Below are 17,657 nucleotides of genomic sequence, written 5' to 3'. Positions count from 1 at the left end.
CGCCCGCAGAAGTTGTCCACAGGGGGCGAACCACTCTCGCCGAGTGACGGCTCTCTCGGCGAGCGACGGTTCGATCAAACCGTCATTCGCCGAGGAAACCGTCATTCGGCATGGGTGGTGAGCTCTGCCGGCAGCGGCCGGGCATGTATGACGCGCAGCGAGGTCACGGCTCGCGTGAGCACCACGTAGAGCCGTCGCAGTCCGGTCCGCGTGTCGGGTTCGGCGTCGGCGATATCGCTGGGCTCGAGCACGACGACGTGGTCGAACTCCAGGCCCTTCGCCACGGTGGCGGGCACCAACTGGACCCGGTGGTCGGCCTCGTCACCTGTGGCGATGTCCAACTGTCCGTGCTCGATTTCGTTGTCCTGCAACAGTTTCGACGTCTTCGCAACGACGGCGTCCGGCACGATCACGCCCACCGATCCCACGTTGTCCAGCGCTGCATGGACCGCATCGACGAGGGCCGTCGATCGTTCGTCCGCGGTAACCGCGGTCAGCAGGAGCTCGCCCGGGTTGTCGCGCACACTGACCGGCGAACCCAGACCGGGAGCCATGGTCGGCAGCAGTCGCGCCGCGAAATCGATCACCGAGGCGGGTACCCGGAAGCCACGGTCGAGCACCTCCAGGTGGTGCTCGGGTTTGCCGAGATGCCCCATCGCGGTCGCCCAGCTGTCCGTGGCCCACGGGGTCGTCCCCTGCGCGATGTCACCGAGCACGGTCACCGAGCCGGTGGAGCACCGCCGGCCGACCGCACGCAACTGCATGGGGGAGAGGTCCTGCGCCTCGTCGAGCACGACGTGCCCGAGACTCGGCGTCCGGCCGAGCAGGTCGTGCAGTTCGTCCATCAGGGTCAGGTCGGCGAGCGACCACTTGGCCGTGCCTTTGCTGCGGGCAGGCTTGTCCCACAACAGGATCCGTTGCTCGTCAGCGTCGAGCACTCCGTCGGCGGCCGCCGCCAGGCGTTCCGGATCGGACCACAGGTCGAACAGCACCTGGGTCGGATCGACCGTCGGCCACACCGACCCGGTGTACTTCTTCACCGGTGCGCTCCGTCCGATCGACTCCTGCACCCGGTCGTCGGGGGAGTCGCCGGCCCGCTCCATGCGCAACAGCACGGCGTGGGCGAGTCGCCGCGGCAGCATGTCACGGGCCGCGTTGAAGCGGACGCCGCGCGTGGTCAGTTCGTCGACGATCTCCTGCACCTCGTATGCCGGGATCCGCCATTTGCGGGATCCGCGTGGCACGACCAACGGCTCGGTCGGAGCGTTGACCCGCGACCACAGGGCGCGGCGGAGCACTTCCGCCATACGCGAATCGCCTTTGAGGACAGCGACTTCGGTGCTGTCCTCGCCGCGCACCCGTGCGTGCGCGACCAGGTCGGCCGCGGTGGAGTGCTCGACACGAACCTCACCGAGGGCGGGTAGGACGGCGCTGATGTGATCCAGGAACGCGCCGTTCGGGCCGACCACCAGCACACCGGACCGGTCCAGCCGGTCACGGTGCGTGTAGAGCAGCCACGCGGCACGGTGCAGACCGACGGCGGTCTTCCCCGTGCCCGGAGCGCCCTGCACGCAGACGGAGGTCTCGATGCCCGACCGGACGATGAGGTCCTGCTCGGGCTGGATGGTCGCCACGATGTCGCGCATCGGACCGGTGCGCGGGCGTTCGATCTCTTGGGCGAGAATCTCACTCGTGCCGCTGGATTCCTCTGCTGCCAGGAGGTTCTCGTCCTCGATGGCGGAGATCTGGCCCTTGTCAATCCCGAACCGTCTGCGGCGTACGACGCCCATCGGTTCGGTCCGCGACGCCCGGTAGAACGCGGTCGACACCGGTGCGCGCCAGTCGAGCACCACCGGATCTCCGTCGTTGTTGCTGACGTGCCGCCGGCCGATGTACGCAGTTGGAATCTGATCAGCGACTGCCGACGCGTCAGGTATACGAGGGGGCGGGGCGTCGAAATCGATGCGGCCGAAGAAGAGGGTGCTGTGCGGGTCGTCCTGAAGGGACGCGACGCGTCGTGCCAGCGTCACGGCCAGTTCGTATGCCGAGTCGCCGTCGCTGGCGTGGTTCGGGTCGAGGGATTCGGCGCGCTCGCGCATCCGGGCCAGGTCGGCGCGGGCGGCTGCGAGGTAGGCGCGTTCGGGTTCGAGGTCGGTGTCAGTGGCCATGAGCTCCAGGAATTTTCGGGCCGGAGGAACCCGGGGTCCCCGCGAAGTATCGGGGGAGCGAAGCGGAGGAGAACTTCGGGGGGTGGGGCGAAAAAGGGCGCCTCTTCCGGCAGTCGATTGTGGGGGACGAGCGAGCCTATCGCTCGGCTCCACCCGCGACCACCGAATAAGGCGCCCGTCGGCTGGTCGATGGGGAAATGCCGAAGTCCCCCTCGGCGTGAGCCGAGGGGGACTTCGCGTGATCCGGCCCCGTCACAAGCCGGATCCACCCCGTCAGGACCAACCGGGCAACGGAGGAAGGGAGAGTGCCCGGGGTCCCTCGTCACGGTCTAGCTGGACGATGCCTCGCCCAGGGTGACCGAGACGTCTTGCTGCTTCCCGTCGCGTATGACGGTCAGCGTGACCTTGTCCCCCACGTTGTGTGCTCGCACGAAGCCGATCAGCGAATCGGACGGGGGAGATCCGATCTGCTGTCCGTCGAACTTCGTCACCACATCGCCCTTCTTCAAGCCGGCCTTCGCCGCCGGGGAGCCGGCGTTGACCTTCATGATCTTGGCGGCCTGCTCGGTGGCGCTGCCGACCTTGACCGTCGCTGCGGAGGTCGCCACCTGCACGCCGAGCTGCGCGTGCTTCACCTTGCCGGTGTCGATCAGCTGCGAGGTGATGTTCTTGACGACGGTCACAGGGATAGCAAAACCGATCCCGATGTTTCCCGACTGGGAGGAGGCTGACGATTGCCCGAGAGTGGCGATCGAGGAGTTGATCCCGATCAGCTTCCCGGAGCCACTGACGAGTGCGCCGCCCGAGTTGCCGGGGTTGATCGCCGCGCTGGTCTGGATCGCGTTGGTGGTCGAGGTGTTGTCCTGGGACTGCTGCTGTTGGGAGCCGCCGAACGGATCCTGGTTGCTGCCGCCCTGGCTCTCCTGCTGCGTGGTGACCGGGCGGTTCAGCGCGCTGACGATGCCCGTTGTCACCGTGCCGGCAAGGCCCAGCGGGTTGCCGACGGCCATGACCGGCTGACCGGGCACGAGCTTCGTGTCGTCGCCGAGACCGACCGGCTTCAGGTTGTCCGGCGGGTTCTCCAGCTTGACCACCGCCAGGTCGGTGCTGGGGTCGGTGCCGACGACCTTTGCCGTGAAGGTGCGGCTGTCGTTCAGCGTGACCGTCACCGTCGGCTTGCTGCCCGCACCGGTGACCACGTGGTTGTTGGTGACGATGTTGCCGTCCTTGTCCAGGATGACCCCGGACCCCTGGTCACCCTGGCTGCCGGCCCGCACGGTGATCGCGACGACGCTCGGGGCGACCTTGCTCGCGGTCGCCGACCAGTCGATCGCTCCGGCATCGGCGAAGTCGGCCGGGTCGGCCTTGACGACCGTCGTGTTCCCGCCGGTCGCGGTCGACGAACCGTTGTCGTCCTTCGTCAGCGCCCACGTGCCGCCACTGGCCAATGCGGCCGCGAGGATCGCAGCAGCCGGGACCGCCGCCCAGCGCTTGCTGCGCTTGGGCCCGCCGTCGTTCGACCCGCCGCCGGGGTTGTACGGACCACCGGGGAAGCCGCCCTGCTGACCGCCACCGGTGGCATAGGTCGGTGCCGCGTAGGCGTTGTGCGTCGGCTGCGCGCCGTACGGCTGTTGGCCGTGCTGTGGCTGCTGCGGTTGCTGAGGTTGTCCCGCCGCATAGGCGGGCTGCTGCCCGGCCCCGACCGGCGCGGCATACGGGTTCTGCTGCTGCGACTGTGGCTGCTCGCCGTACGGCGACTGATGCGGCCTCGGGTGCGCCGGCAGATGTGCGGTGTGGTCGTCGGACGTGTAGATGCGTCCGGTCGTGTCGCCACCTGGTGCGTCGTCGCCCCTGCTGTCGTCAGCAGGATGCTGGTCAAACGACATCTTGTGTAACCCCTCGTGCCTCGTGGTCGATGCGCCGCCGGTGCCGGCCCGTCACTGGTCCCTACTGAACGCCGTCCGTCTGTTCCGGCGCTTCGTCGAACCTGTGGGCTTCCTGTGGCTCCCTCGTGTCGCGCGGTGCGGTTGTCTCGTTGACGGTGTCTGCTGCCATGTCTGTTTCGAAAGAGGGTATTTTCGCGACGAAGGTAGCGCCACCACCGGGGGTGTCCTTCACCTCGACCGTTCCCTTGTGGGCGGCGACGAGCGCCGTCACGATCGCCAATCCGAGGCCGCTGCCCCCGTGCTCGCTGTTGCGCGATGCGTCGGCACGGTAGAAACGCTCGAAGATGCGATCGTGCAGGTCGGCGGGGACGCCCTGGCCGTGGTCGATCACGTGGACCTGGGCGGAGCCGTCGATCGTGCCGACCGCGATCTCGATCGGCGTCCCGGCCGGCGTGTAGCGGATGGCGTTGGCCATCAGGTTGCCGAGCACCTGCCGCACCGCGGCGTCGTCCCCGAGCACGACGGTCGGGCGAACCGGCCCGCCCAGTCCGTGCAGCCGGACCTCCCGGTCGTGGTCGATCGCGGTCGCGTCCTGCACGGTGTCCGCCGCGAGAACCGTGAGATCGACCGGTGTCAGCGGGCGTTCGGCGACGGTGTCGTCCTTGTGCCGCCGCTCGAGCCGGGTCAGCAGCAACAGGTCGTCGACCATGCTCGCCATCCGCGTCGCCTCGTCCTCGATCCGGCGCATCGCGGAGCGCACGTCATCGGGTTCGGAGACGGCACCCTGCCGGAAGAGCTCGGCATACCCGCGCACCGTGGCCAACGGGGTGCGCAACTCGTGCGACGCGTCGGCGACGAACTGCCGCATCCGATCCTCGGAGGCACGGCGTACGGCGAAGGAGTCCTCGATCCGGGCAAGCATGATGTTGAGCGATTTGCTGAGGCTGCCGACCTCGTCCTGTGCGCCGGGCGCCGGCACGCGTTGGGTGAGGTCACCGCGCGCGATGCTGCGCGCCGTGTCCTCGATCTGGCGCAGCGGGCGCAGTGCCCGGCGTACGGCGAACCAGCCGAGTGCCGCACACGCCAGCAGGGCGATCAGCCCGACCGAGACGATCACCAGCTCCAGGTGCACGATGACGTCGTTCGTGTGGTCCATCGACACGGCGACGGCGTAGACGAGCGTCTCCTTGTCGGTGCGGACGGTGCCTGCCACGACGTGCCAGGTGGTGTCGCCGTTCTTGGACCCGACACTGAAGACGCGGCCGCTGCGGACGCGGGGGTCGGAGCTGGTCAGCCGTGGGATCGCGGGCAACGGTCCGCCCGTCGAGGAGTTGCCCGGGTCGGTCGCCAGGCTGCGCTCGTGGCCGTCCACGCTCTGCAGCTCGATCGCGTAGGTGTTGGTCGGGACGAACGCGAACGCCCGCTTCTCGGACGCGGGGTTCTGCACCGCGCTGTCGACGAGATGGGCGCTCGCCGCACGCAGTTCGGCGTCCTGTCGGGCGCTCATGAAGCTGCGGACCTGGGTGGTCGCCGTGGCACCGCTCGCCAACAGGGCGACCGCGAGGAGCCCCATCAGCAGCACGCTCAGCCGGAGCCGGAGCGGCATGGCCGACAACTCGTGGCGGACACGTCCGGAGAAGGAAGAAGAGCGGTTCCTCATCGTCTCCTCACGCTCTGTGCCCGAGTGCCGTCCTTCGGCGGGACCGGAAGGAGTTGCGCGAAGGCGTCACTCGCGCGGTGCACGCAGAACGTATCCGACGCCGCGCTTGGTGTGGATCAGCGGCGCGACGTCGCCGACGTCGATCTTGCGGCGCAGGTAGGAGATGTAGCTCTCCACGATGCCCGCCTCGCCACGGAAGTCGTAGTCCCACACGTGATCCAGGATCTGGGCCTTGGACAGGACACGGCCCTGGTTCAGCATCAGGTAGCGCAGCAACTTGAACTCGGTGGGGGAGACCTCGATCACCTGACCGGCGCGCCGGACCTCGTGGGAGTCCTCGTCGAGCTCCAGGTCCGAGACCCGCACCGTCGAACGGGCGTCGCTCTCGACCTGGGTGCGGCGCAGCACCGCGCGGATGCGCGCGACGACCTCCTCCAGGCTGAACGGTTTGGTGACGTAGTCGTCACCGCCGACGGTGAGGCCCTTGACCTTGTCCTCGACCGCGTCGCGAGCGGTGAGGAAGACGATCGGCAGCTCGATGCCATTGGCGCGCAGCTTGCGGGTGACGGTGAAACCGTCCATGTCCGGGAGCATGACGTCGAGGACGGCCAGGTCGAGGGTGTGTTGACCGGCGATCGTCACGGCGTCGTTGCCGGTCGCCGCGGTATGCACCTCGAATCCGGCGAATTTGAGGCTCGTTGCGAGCAATTCGCGAATGTTGGTCTCGTCCTCGACAACGAGGAGGCGGGCTTCCGGTGAACTCATGTCGGACACTGTGACCCCCTTCGCTGGGAATTGTCTGAGAGTCACATGATACGTCGCGGCGGCTCTGCTGGGCGAGGGTCGGAGGCGCTGCGACTCGCGAATTTAATTAGCTGGTCTAATGAGCTAAACTAACTAACTGTGACTCCAGCCGAACGCAGACGCCTCGCCGTCGACCTCCGCTCGGTGTGCATGCGCATCAGTCGCAGGGTCCGCTTCTCCAGCGCCGGGCGCAGCTCCCTTCCGCCGCACCAGGTTTCGGTGCTCGGCAAACTGGACAAGAATATCCGCACGCCGCGCGAGCTCGCCGAGATCGAGTGCGTCAGCGCACCGTCGATGACCCGCACGGTCAACGCGTTGGTCGAGCAAGGGCTCGTCCGACGCGATGCCGACCCCGACGACGGTCGTCAGGTCCACCTCCAGTTGACCCCGGAGGGTCGCAAGAGCCTGAGCGCCATACGACGATCGCGCGACGAGTGGGTCTACTCCCGTATGGCGGATCTCACCGAGGAGGAGTGTGCGGTCCTGCGGCAGGCTGCGGACATCCTGGAAAGGGTCGTGACCCCTCAATGAGTCGGACCTTCGCGTCCCTGTCCGTCTACAACTACCGCGTCTACTTCGCCGGCGCCCTGATCTCCAACATCGGCACCTGGATGGGCCGCACGGCCCAGGACTGGCTGGTCCTGACCCAGCTGACGCACCACGACTCGACCGCGCTGGGCATCGTGACCGCGCTGCAGTTCGCCCCCGTCGTCCTGCTCGCGCCGTTCGCCGGCGCCATCACCGACCGCTTCCCCAAGCGGCGCATCCTCTTCGGCACGCAGAGCGCCCTGGCCGTGACCGCCGCCCTGCTCGCAGTGCTTGTGCTCACCGACGTGGTCACCTTGTGGCAGGTCTACGCGCTCGCGCTGCTGCAGGGCGTCGCGACGGCCCTGGACAACCCGAGTCGGCAGGCTTTCGTCTCCGAAATGGTCGAGTCGGACCTGCTGAGCAACGCTGTCGGCCTGAACGCCACCTCCTTCAACGCGGCCCGCCTGATCGGCCCCGGCATCGCCGGCCTGTGCATCGGGCTGATCGGCACCGGTCAGACGTTGGTGTTCAACACGTTCTCGTTCATCGCCGTGCTGATCGCGCTCCGGGCGATGCGACCGGCCGATCTGATGCCGGCTCCACAGGTGCGCGGCAAGGGCAAGGTGCGCGAGGGTTTCGCCTACGTTCGGCACCGCCCGGACATCATGCTGATCATGTTCATGGTGTTCATGCTCGGCACGTTCGGGATGAACTTCCAGATCACCATCGCGCTGATGGCCACCGCCGTCTTCCACCAGGGCGCCGCCGAATACGGTCTGCTCGGCTCGATCATGGCGATCGGGTCGCTCGCCGGCGCGCTGATGGCGGCCCGCCGCCAGCGCCCGCGCCTGCGGATCGTGCTGGCCGCGCTCGTCGGGTTCACCATCTTCTCGGCGCTCGCTGCGATCGCGCCGTCCTACTTCCTCTTCGCCCTGTTCCTGGTCCCGACCGGCCTGTGTGCGATCACGACGTTGAACACCGCGAACGCCACCGTGCAGCTGAGTGTCACGCCGGTGATGCGCGGCCGGGTGATGGCGCTCTACATGGCGATCTTCATGGGCGGCACCCCGGTGGGAGCGCCGGTCGTCGGCTGGATCGGCACGGCCTGGGGGCCGCGATGGACCATCCTGGTCGGCAGCATCGCCACAGCCATTACGGTGGGTGCCGTCATGATCTATCTGATGCGCGGCACGAACCTGCGACTCCGGTTGGAGGGCCGCCCCATCCCGCACCTCGAGGTGCGGCACCGCGACGGCGGTGCCGACCTCGCGGGCGAGCGCGTCGCATGATGTCGCCGCGCTCCCAGCGCATCGTGGTCATCGTCGCGCTGGTCGCCCTGGTGGGCGTCGCCGTGCTCAGCGCGATCGTCTGAACCAGCCGACTCAGCTCGACTGCTGCTGCGCGAACAGCCGGCGTCGTGTGTGGTCCAACTGCTCGATCACGATGCGGCGCAACGCCGTCGGGGCGTCCTCGCGGTCCGCCAGCCACTGCTCCGCGGCCCGCACCACCGGGTTCGCGACACCGCCGTCGATGCCGCCGTCGGTGATGCTCGTGCGGGGGAACAGGCCGGTCGCCAGACGCGCCGCCATGGTCATCGTCTGTTGCTGCCACCACTGCCCGACCTGCTCGAAGTAGGGCGCGGCGAAACCCGCCACCTCGGCGTCCGGGCCGGTCGAGAAGCCGGCCAGCAGGGCACGCTGTTTGTCGTTGGTCAACGTGGCGTCGGTGGTCAGCTCGCGCCATACCCGCTGCTTGGTGGCGATGCCCGGCAGCGACGCGAGCGCACGGTCCCTGGCGGTCGCGCCGCTCATCGTCGGGTCGGCGGCGTACTCGTCGTGCAGGCGCGTCTCGTCGACCGCGCCGAGCTCGGCGAGCGCGACCAGCAGATCCCAGCGCAGGGACGGCGTGAGTTCGAGCCCCTCGACACCGCCTTCGAGCGTATGGCGGACCGGTGTCTTACCCGACGGCGTCAGTCCGGCGCACCGAGCCAGGGCATGCGCCCAGGTGCGCTGCAGGTCCGAACCGGATGCCGCTGAGCGCAGACCCTTGTCGATCGAGGCGACGAGAACCGTTGCGGCCGAGGCGCGTTCGGCGGGGGCAAGGTAGCTGGTGATCGCGGATGCCGCCTGGCTCAACACCATCGCCAGCAGTCCTGCATCGGTTTCCGTGGCGGCGTTGCGCTCCACGGCCTCGAGGTAGCGCCCCGCATGCAGACGGGCGTCCCGGACGGCGTTCCAGAGTGCCGACCACACCACGGCACGGGTCAACGTCGGCTGCACGGAGGACAGGCCGGTCCGGAATGTCTCCACGGACCGGTCGTCCAGGCGCAGCAGTGCATAGGTCAGGTCGTCGTCGTTGGCCACCACCGCGTCGACGGCCGTGCCCGCCGGCAGTGGCACCTCGACCTTGGCCGCGTCGAGCGTGACCTCCACGCGCGCAGTGCGCTCCAGCCCCGCGTCGGTGAGAGCGAAGGTGGACACGACGACCCGGTGGTTGCGGGCGATCTGTTCGCCGGTCAGTTGATCTGTTGAATCCGTTGTCACATAGAGCTTTTCGCCCTCGCGAAGCACCGACACGACGGACGGGCCGGTCGTCTCGAGCCAGGTCGGCACCCAGTCCGAGAGGTCGGCGCTGCTGCTTTCCTGCAGCGCGTCGATCAGATCCTGCAGCCCGGTGGAGCCGAACGCGTGCCGCTGGAAGTACAACTGCGCGGCACGGAAGAACGCGTCCCGCCCGGCATACGCCATCAGTTGCTTGAGGACCGACGCGCCCTTGGCGTAGGTGATGCCGTCGAAGTTCAGTCGCGCAGCTTCGAGGTCGGGGATGTCGGCGACGATCGGGTGCGTCGTCGGCAGCTGGTCCTGGGTGTAGGCCCACTGCTTTCGGTTGAGCGCGAACGTCACCCACGACCCGTGGTGACCGGCCGCCTCGGTGGCCGCCAGGTAGCCCATCAGGTCGGCGAACGACTCCTTCAGCCAGGTGTCGTCCCACCAGCGCGGCGTCGCGAGATCGCCGAACCACATGTGCGCCATCTCGTGCATGATCACCTCCGCACGGGACTCGCGCTGCGCCTCGCTCGGGGTCCCGCGGAAGAGGTAGCTGCTCTCGCTGAAGGTCACCAGGCCCGGGTGCTCCATCGCGCCGATGTTGTACTCCGGCAGGAAGATTTCGTCGTATTTGCCCCAGGGGTAAGGGAATTGGAAGACCTCGTCGAAGAAGGTCAGACCCTGCTTGGTGATCGTGAAGATGTCCTCGGCGTCCAGGTGCTCGGCCATCGACTTGCGGCAGATGGCACCCAACGGCACCTCGAAGGAGCTGCCGTCCGGGCGGTCCGCACGCCATACGTCCGACAGGTGGTGGAACGGGCCCACCGCGAGCGCCGTGAGGTATGACGACAGGGGCAGCGTGGGCGCGAAGGTGACCGTATGGCGGTCGCCGTCCACGACGTCACTGACCGGGGACTGGTTGGCGAAGACCGATGACGACACGGGTGCGGTGACCGCGAGGGTGAAGCGGGTCTTCAGGTCCGGCTGCTCGAAGCAGGCGAACGCGCGGCGCGCGTCGGTCGGCTCGAAATGCGTGTAGACGTACGTGTTCTGGTCGGCGGGATCGGTGAAGCGGTGCAGACCCTCACCGGTCCGGCTGTAACGGCAGTGCGCCTCGACCGTGACCTCGTTGATGCCGTCCGTGAGCAGATCGGCGAGTTGGACACGCGCGCCGTCATACGAGTCGAACGCCTGGGTGGCGCCGTTGACCGTGAGGGCGGTGATCTCGTCGGCCACGAGATCGAGCCAGGTCGAGGTGCCGGTGCTGGTGAAGCGGATCGTCGAACGCGACGCGAAGGTCGCCACCTCCGGGTTGTCGACCTCGCTCAGGTCCAGATCCACCCGCTGGGTGTCGACGGCGAGCTGACGACCACGCGTCGCGCAGTCGTCACGAGTGAGGTTCAGGTCCGCAACAGTCACGCCCGCCATGGTCGCTGATGACGGGCTCCGGGGCGGGACCCGGGGTCAGCGACGCTCTTCTAGGAGTGCTCGACGACGTAATCGATGCACGCCGTCAGGGCGGCGACGTCCTCCGGCTCGACGGCGGGGTACATGCCGATGCGCAGCTGATTGCGGCCGAGCTTGCGATAGGGCTCGGTGTCGAGGATCCCGTTGGCGCGCAACGTCTTCGCGACACCCGCCGCGTCGACACCGTCGAAGTCGATGGTGCCCACGACGGGGGAGCGGTCGGCCGGGTCGGGCACGAACGGGGCGGTGTATGACGTGCGCTCCGCCCAGTCGTAGAGCGTCCGGCTCGACGCGGCGCTGCGACCGGCCGCCCAGGACAGGCCGCCGTTCGCCAGCATCCACTCGACCTGCTGCGCCATGAGCGCGATCGTGGCGACCGCCGGTGTGTTGTAGGTCTGGTTGAGCCGCGAATTGTCCACGCACACCTGCAGATCCAGCGTCGCGGGCGTCCAGCGCTGGGCGCTCAGTGATGCGATCCGCTCCAGCGCCGCGGGCGACATCGCGGCGAACCAGAGGCCGCCGTCGGAGGCGAAGACCTTCTGCGGCGAGAAGTAATAGACGTCCGTCTCCGCCAGGTCCACGGGTATGGCGCCGGCGGCCGAGGTCGCGTCCACCAGCATGAGTTCCTCGCCGGAACCCGGGACCCTTCGCACCGGTGTGGCCACGCCGGTCGACGTCTCGTTCTGCGCCCAGCAGTAGGCGTCGACGCCGTGGCTGGTCAGCAGTTGCACGGAGGAACCCGGTTCGACCTCGGCGACGATCGGGTCGGCGAGGAAGGGGGCCTTGCGCGCGACGGTCGCGAACTTCGCGCTGAACTCGCCGCACACGGCGAAGGCGCCGCGGTCGCGGATCAGCCCGAAGGACGCCGCGTCCCAGAACACGTTGGTGCCGCCCATACCGACGACGATCTCGTAGCCCTCCGGTGCGCCGAGCAGTTCCGCGAGGCCGGAGCGGATCGCTGCGACCAGGTTCTTGACCGTGGCCTGCCGGTGGGAGGTGCCGAGCACCGTGCGGCCCTGCGCGAGCAGCGCATCGAGCTGCTCCGGGCGCACCTTGCTCGGTCCGGAGCCGAAGCGGCCGTCGGACGGTTTCAACGAGTCAGGGATGACGAGCTGGTCGGTCACGGGTCCGATTCTGCCAGCGGTACCGTCGGAGCCATGCAGCCGATCAAGCGTTGGGACTACGCGGGCGAGGGTCTGGACGAGCACGAACTGCCGCCCGGTCCCTGGGATCTCATCGATCAGTGGGTGTCCGACGCGCGCGCCCGGCAGGACGATCGCGGTGACGTGCCCGAGCCGGAGGCGATCTCGGTCGCCACCGCCGACGCCGCGGGCCAGCCGCACGTCCGGACGGTGCTGATGCGCTATCTCGCGCCGGACGGTCCGGGTTTCTACACCAACTTCGGTAGCCGCAAGGGGTTGGACCTGGCGGCGAATCCGCGCATCGCGGCGGCGCTCACCTGGCCGCCGATGTACCGCGCGATCCGCTTCACCGGTATGGCGCTGCGGTTGCCCGAGCCGGTCGTGACCGAGTACTTCCGCAGCCGCCCGTACGGCTCGCGGATCGGCGCCTGGGCATCGCACCAGTCGCAGCCGGCGGCGACACGAGCGGAACTCGAAGCGGCCGTTGCGTCATACGAGGCGAAGTGGCCGGACACCGGCAGCCCGGCGGATGTGCCGCTGCCCGACTTCTGGGGCGGGTATGTCGTGCGCTGTGACGAGGTGGAGTTCTGGGCCGGTCGCAGCAGTCGGCTGCACGACCGGCTGGTCTACGTCCGCACCGGCGACGGTGACCTCGCGGACGCGACGTCCTGGCGGATCGAGCGCCGCCAACCCTGAGATGGCCGAGGAGCGACGAACTCGAGGTGGCCGAGGAGCGACGAACTCGAGGTGGCCGAGGAGTGACGAACTCGAGGTGGCCGAGGAGCGACGAAGGAGCGTCTCGAGGTCCCCGGCCTTTCGAGACGCCCGCTCGTTCCTCACGGGCTCCTCAAGGACCTTCCTGCACGCGGGCATGGGACAGCCCGTGAGCTCCGGTCGAAACCGGGAAGCACGATGGACGAGATCGCGCGCCCACGGGCCGCGGTGGCTGCGTTGGAGTAGCTACCGAACGTCCGTTTCGTCGGTGCACCGGAGGTGACCGGCGACGAATACGTAGGTTGCGCTAGCGCGCAACCACCTCACGCGTCCTTTGAGAATTCACTCTTGGACCACCTCCTTTCTCGTGTGCCACCACGCTAGGCCGAGGTGCTCGCCGGAGGCAACGGATTAATGCGGGGCGTCCCACGACGTGGCGCCGAACGCAAGAACGGCTGGCGCCCAGGGGAGGTGCGCCAGCCGTCCGAGCACCACCTTGCGGTGCGCTCACCCCGCCCGTAGAACGAACGGTTCGGGATGCCGTGGGTCAGGGGGGAGGAGCCCCACGGCTTCCAAGTAGAAGAACGTAGCGTGAGCGAGCAGGATTCCCGAACTTATTGACCGAAATTCTTCTCGGGGTGGCCGCAATGGCACCTGTCACCGCTTAATGGCAGGCTTACGGTGTGAGCGAGCTGATCGACACCACCGAGATGTACCTCCGCACGATCTTCGACCTCGAGGAAGAAGGCATCGTGCCGCTGCGCGCGCGCATCGCCGAGCGGTTGGGGCACTCCGGTCCGACGGTGTCCCAAACCGTTGCCCGGATGGAGCGTGACGGCCTGTTGACTCTGGCCGGTGACCGTCACCTGGAGTTCACCGACCACGGTCGGATGCTCGCGACGCGGGTGATGCGCAAGCATCGGCTCGCCGAGCGGTTGCTCGTGGACGTCATCGGGGTCGAGCTGGAGTTCGCGCACGACGAGGCGTGCCGGTGGGAGCACGTGATGAGCGAGCGGGTCGAGCGCAAGATCCTCGGGATGCTCCAGGAGCGACACATCTCGCCCTACGGCAACCCGATCCCCGGTCTCGAGGAGTTGGGCGAGGAGGAGACCCGGCTGCGGTTCCGGGACGGCGTCCGCCCGATGACCGACGTCGTGTCCGATCAGCCGACCAGTTTCGTCGTACGACGCGTCGGTGAGCCCGCGCAGGCGGACCAGGAAGCGTTGAGCGTGCTGACCGCCGGAGGCATCACGCCCGATGCCAAGGTCGAGACGCATCTGGAGGGTGACCGGGTGCTGGTTCGGGCCGAGGGCAGTGAGGCCGTGTCGCTGCCGCACGACGTCGCGATGCACGTCTTCGTCGACGCCGAGTGACGCACGTCGCATCGGTGTCACCGCAACGGGTTGCAAAGTTTTTTGGACCAGTTCGTGACCTCGCTGTGACATCCGGTCCGGCGTTGTGTACCGTTTTCCCCGGCCCGCCATTCGGTGGGCTTCTGTGAGGCAACGCCGAGTCCTGCCAGCCGAACAGATGCAACGAATCCGCCCGGCAGGAGCGGGGGACCCACATTCGGGTGGCGCAAGCCGCCCTAGGGGCGAAGTTTCGCCGCAGCACCACATGGTGTCGCGCCGGAACCGGGTATCTCCAACTCGAGCCCGACAGCTCACCTCGTAGGCGACGGAGAGGTAACACGTGTCCATTCTTGGTACGCGCGGTCGTCACCGCGCCCCGAGCAAGTTGTCGACGACCTTCAACTCGACCGCGCGCGTTTCGGCCACTGTTGCCGTCGCCGGTGGTCTGGTGGCCTCGATCGCCGCGCCCCAGGCCGCCCAGGCCACCACGGGTGTTGCATCGATCACCGGTGCGAGCTCGGTCGACTTTGCCGCCCAGGCGACCCGCGCCCAGGCGCTGGCTCACCCGCTGACCGCGACGAAGGCCGAGCAGCAGCTCGGCGCCGTGCGCGCGCAGGCCCAGCTGGCTGCCCCGGTCGCCGCCCAGCGCTACGAGGCCCCGAAGCCGGTCGTCCGTCCCCGCACCTCGTCGGTCTCCCGCACCGCAACGCGTCCGGCCGTCCAGACGCAGCCGAAGGCTCAGCCGGTCACCAAGCCGGCCCCCGTGTCGAACCCGGCGCCCGCCGCGACCGGTGGTCTCGTCGCCATCGCGGAGCGCTACACCGGCACCCCCTACGTCTACGGTGGCTCGAGCCCGGCCGGCTTCGACTGCTCCGGCTTCACCGCCTACGTCTACTCGCAGATCGGCAAGTCGATCCCGCGCACGGCGACCGCCCAGATGCTGGCCGCGACCCGGGTCAGCAACCCGCAACCCGGCGACCTGGTCTTCTACGGTGACGGCAGCTCCGCCTACCACGTCGGCATCTACGCCGGCAACGGCATGATGGTCGACGCCAACCACCCCGGTGGTTCGGTCGGCCTGCGCCCGCTGTACAGCGGTGTGTCGGGCTACGGCCGCTTCTGAGCGACCGCCTGATCCACCAGTTCCACCGAACGCCGCGTCCGGCCCAGCCGGGCGCGGCGTTCGTCATACCCGCCGAGCGTCATCCTCCCGAAAGGCAGAACCCATGAGCTTGTCCGAATCGCTGCTCGCCGCCGACCGTCGCCCGCAGGTGGTGGCCGACCTCGCCGCGGTGATCGATGCCGAGGTGAAGGACAAGAAGGGTCTGAGCGGCGGCGCGATCAAGGCCGGGTATGCCGCGGTGCGCAAGTTCAACCCGACCGTCACGTCCGACGCGACGAACCGGATGCTGCCGGAGGTCGCGACGGCGCTGGACCCGTTCTGGACGGACTTCGCCGGCGCCGGTGACTTCGGCGACTACCTGGCCGGACGCGGCGACGAGGCTGCCGACGCCCTGCTCGCGGTGACCGATCGACGGGCCGCGGCGACCGAGCGTGAGCCGCTGCGACGCGCCTACAAGGGGCTGCGCGGCAAGGCCAAGGAGAACGTCAAGCAGGCCCTCCCGCGGCTGGGCAAGGTCATTCAGCAGCACGCTTCCTGAGCGTGTGCCGAGGCGGCTGCCGGCTGTGGCGCGGCCGGTCAGCAACCGCCCATGAAGGTCTGATAGACCTTCAATATGTCTGATTCGCTGCACGCAACGACCGTGCGTCTCACCGGTTCCGACGGCTCCGACATCGAGGCCTACCTCGCGACGCCCGACGAGGACCGAGTTCGTGGCGGAGTGGTCGTGATCCATCACCTGCCCGGCTACGACCGGGCCACCAAGGAGATGGTCCGCCGCTTCGCGGAGCTGGGTTACGACGCCATCTGCCCCAACCTCTACTCCCGCCAGGCGCCGGGCGCCGACCCGGCCGATGCAGCGGCAGCGGTGCGCGCTGCGGGCGGCATACCTGACGAGCAATTGGTGTCGGACGTGCAGGTCGCGGCCGAGTACCTGCGCGGCCTGCCGCTCTCCAACGGCAAGGTCGGCGTGATCGGACACTGCTCCGGCGGCCGGCACGCCGTGCTGGCCGCCTGCCACGTCGACCTGGACGCGGCCGTCGACTGCTACGGCGCGTTCGTCACGGGCACACCCGGCGCGGACTACCCGCTCAACGTCACCAACCTGGTGCCGCTGCTGCCGGGCCTGCGGGCGCCGCTGCTCGGCCTGTTCGGCAAGGAGGACAAGTTCCCCGGGCCGGAGCAGGTGGCCGAACTCGACGACATCCTCACCACGCACGACAAGCCGCACGCGTTCTTCTCGTATGACGGAGCCGGCCACGCCTTCTTCGCGGTCGACCGGCCGTCATACCAGGTGGCCGCCGCGAACGACGGCTGGGAACGTATCGAAACCTTCTTCCACGAGAACCTGGGGGCCTGAGCCATGTGCACCTACATCACCGTCACGACCGACGTCGAGGGCAGTGCGAAGGCGCCGGGCGGCAAGTGGTTCAAGGTGACTGATGCCGCCGCTTACTTCGACCACCCGGTCCACGCGATGGCCGAGCACACGCTCAACCTGGACCTGACCGACCCGAGCGCGGGTCCGGGACAGCGCATCGCGCTGGAGCTGACGGCGGCGTCGGCACAGCGGCTGATCGACTCGATCCAGCAGGCGTTGGACGCGGCGCCGGACGAGCTCAAGGTCGGCTAGCGGCAGTCGCGTCAGGGCAGCTGCGGCGCGCCTACCGACGGGCGCGGTGGCCCACCCGGCTCGGTCACCGTCTGCGTGACCGTCGTGGTCTGCGGCGGGGGAGCGGACCCCGTCGTGGTGCTGGTCTCCGTTGTGGTCGCCGTCGTGGTCACGGTCCGCGTCGTGTCCTTGCCGGATTGCACGACCTGAACCGTGACGGTCCGGCGCGGCAGCGTGACCGTGGTCGTCTGCGTGAACGTGCTGTCGTTCGCCGGATCCGAGTCGCCGGCCTGCGTCACGGTCTGCGTCGGACCGAGCTGTGTCTCGGTGACGGTCTGCGGGCTGGTGCCCGTGTCACTCCCACCGCCGCCGGCGAGCAGGTAGATGCCGATGGCACACAAGGATGCGATCCCGGCACCGATGAGCGCCCCGGGCAGCAGGCCCGGTGTCTGTCGATGCCGGGTCTCGTCGCCGTAGTCGTCGCCGTAATCGTCGTCCGGATCGGCCCACTGATCCATGAACTCGTCGTTCGCGGATCGCTGTTCGCCGTCACCGCTTGCCTGGGTGCTGTTCGGCATACTGCCCATGCTACGAGTCGTATGGCGCTCCTTCGGTGCTCCGCCGACGGCTGCGCGCGTCGATACGGCATGCTGCAGGC

The 17,657-nt window shown here is 68.5% G+C and carries 15 protein-coding genes and 1 riboswitch; of the genes, 8 read left to right on the top strand and 7 right to left on the bottom strand.

All coding sequences use genetic code 11. The annotated features are described in order from the left end of the window. Positions 1 to 101: 101 nt before the first annotated feature. The 4 genes from ACZ50J_RS18245 to ACZ50J_RS18230 form a co-directional block, all read right to left on the bottom strand. Positions 102 to 2,168, bottom strand: coding sequence for a HelD family protein (locus ACZ50J_RS18245; protein WP_464298577.1), 2,067 nt, complete (start codon positions 2,166 to 2,168; stop codon positions 102 to 104). Positions 2,169 to 2,497: 329 nt separating this feature from the next. After that, entirely contained in the window at positions 2,498 to 4,054 is a 1,557-nt protein-coding gene (locus ACZ50J_RS18240) for a S1C family serine protease (RefSeq protein ID WP_464298576.1), read from the bottom strand. Positions 4,055 to 4,115: 61 nt separating this feature from the next. Further along, a complete protein-coding gene (locus ACZ50J_RS18235) occupies positions 4,116 to 5,660 on the bottom strand; it encodes a sensor histidine kinase (RefSeq protein ID WP_464298575.1) in 1,545 nt (514 codons plus the stop codon). Positions 5,661 to 5,780: 120 nt separating this feature from the next. Then, on the bottom strand, positions 5,781 to 6,479 hold the full coding sequence (locus ACZ50J_RS18230) for a response regulator transcription factor (protein WP_464298574.1): 699 nt from the start codon (positions 6,477 to 6,479) through the stop codon (positions 5,781 to 5,783). 138 nt (positions 6,480 to 6,617) lie between these two features. Here ACZ50J_RS18230 and ACZ50J_RS18225 point away from each other — a divergent pair, with 138 nt between their 5' ends. Then, positions 6,618 to 7,049, top strand: coding sequence for a MarR family winged helix-turn-helix transcriptional regulator (locus ACZ50J_RS18225; protein ID WP_464298573.1), 432 nt, complete (start codon positions 6,618 to 6,620; stop codon positions 7,047 to 7,049). Beyond that, a complete protein-coding gene (locus ACZ50J_RS18220) occupies positions 7,046 to 8,335 on the top strand; it encodes an MFS transporter (protein WP_464298572.1) in 1,290 nt (429 codons plus the stop codon). The genes ACZ50J_RS18225 and ACZ50J_RS18220 overlap by 4 nt, the downstream gene beginning before the upstream one ends. 93 nt (positions 8,336 to 8,428) lie before the next feature. On the opposite strand, the gene pepN is transcribed toward ACZ50J_RS18220, so the two are convergent. Beyond that, a complete protein-coding gene (gene pepN / locus ACZ50J_RS18215) occupies positions 8,429 to 11,011 on the bottom strand; it encodes an aminopeptidase N (protein WP_464298571.1) in 2,583 nt (860 codons plus the stop codon). Positions 11,012 to 11,070: 59 nt separating this feature from the next. Continuing rightward, entirely contained in the window at positions 11,071 to 12,183 is a 1,113-nt protein-coding gene (gene serC, locus ACZ50J_RS18210) for a phosphoserine transaminase (RefSeq protein ID WP_464298570.1), read from the bottom strand. Between the two features lie 33 nt (positions 12,184 to 12,216). On the opposite strand from serC, the gene pdxH reads away from it, so the two are divergent. The 6 genes from pdxH (at position 12,217) to ACZ50J_RS18180 (ending at position 17,020) form a co-directional block, all read left to right on the top strand. Then, positions 12,217 to 12,897: a pyridoxamine 5'-phosphate oxidase gene (pdxH, locus tag ACZ50J_RS18205; protein WP_464298569.1), complete on the top strand. Its 681-nt coding sequence runs from the start codon at positions 12,217 to 12,219 to the stop codon at positions 12,895 to 12,897. A 701-nt stretch (positions 12,898 to 13,598) separates the two neighbouring features. Next, positions 13,599 to 14,288, top strand: a complete 690-nt coding sequence (locus ACZ50J_RS18200; protein WP_464298568.1) for a metal-dependent transcriptional regulator — start codon at positions 13,599 to 13,601, stop codon at positions 14,286 to 14,288. 123 nt (positions 14,289 to 14,411) lie between these two features. Beyond that, positions 14,412 to 14,607: riboswitch (cyclic di-AMP (ydaO/yuaA leader) on the top strand. Continuing rightward, positions 14,608 to 15,390, top strand: a complete 783-nt coding sequence (locus ACZ50J_RS18195) for a C40 family peptidase (protein WP_464298567.1) — start codon at positions 14,608 to 14,610, stop codon at positions 15,388 to 15,390. It abuts the riboswitch before it with no gap. Between the two features lie 103 nt (positions 15,391 to 15,493). Next, positions 15,494 to 15,928 (top strand): DUF6918 family protein, encoded by a 435-nt coding sequence (locus ACZ50J_RS18190; RefSeq protein WP_464298566.1) that lies wholly within the window; start codon positions 15,494 to 15,496, stop codon positions 15,926 to 15,928. A gap of 75 nt (positions 15,929 to 16,003) precedes the next feature. Then, complete coding sequence (locus ACZ50J_RS18185) at positions 16,004 to 16,747, top strand: dienelactone hydrolase family protein (protein ID WP_464298565.1); 744 nt, start codon at positions 16,004 to 16,006, stop codon at positions 16,745 to 16,747. A 3-nt stretch (positions 16,748 to 16,750) separates the two neighbouring features. Further along, entirely contained in the window at positions 16,751 to 17,020 is a 270-nt protein-coding gene (locus tag ACZ50J_RS18180; RefSeq protein ID WP_464298564.1) for a DUF6295 family protein, read from the top strand. Positions 17,021 to 17,031: 11 nt separating this feature from the next. Here the strand turns inward: ACZ50J_RS18180 and ACZ50J_RS18175 are convergent, their stop codons facing one another. Beyond that, positions 17,032 to 17,577 carry a hypothetical protein gene (locus tag ACZ50J_RS18175; RefSeq protein ID WP_464298563.1) on the bottom strand — a complete coding sequence of 182 codons (546 nt, stop codon included), beginning with the start codon at positions 17,575 to 17,577 and terminating at the stop codon, positions 17,032 to 17,034. Between the last annotated feature and the right edge of the window lie 80 nt (positions 17,578 to 17,657).

The organism is Flexivirga sp. G2 (assembly GCF_055397625.1).
This window is presented reverse-complemented; position numbering and strand designations above follow the sequence as displayed.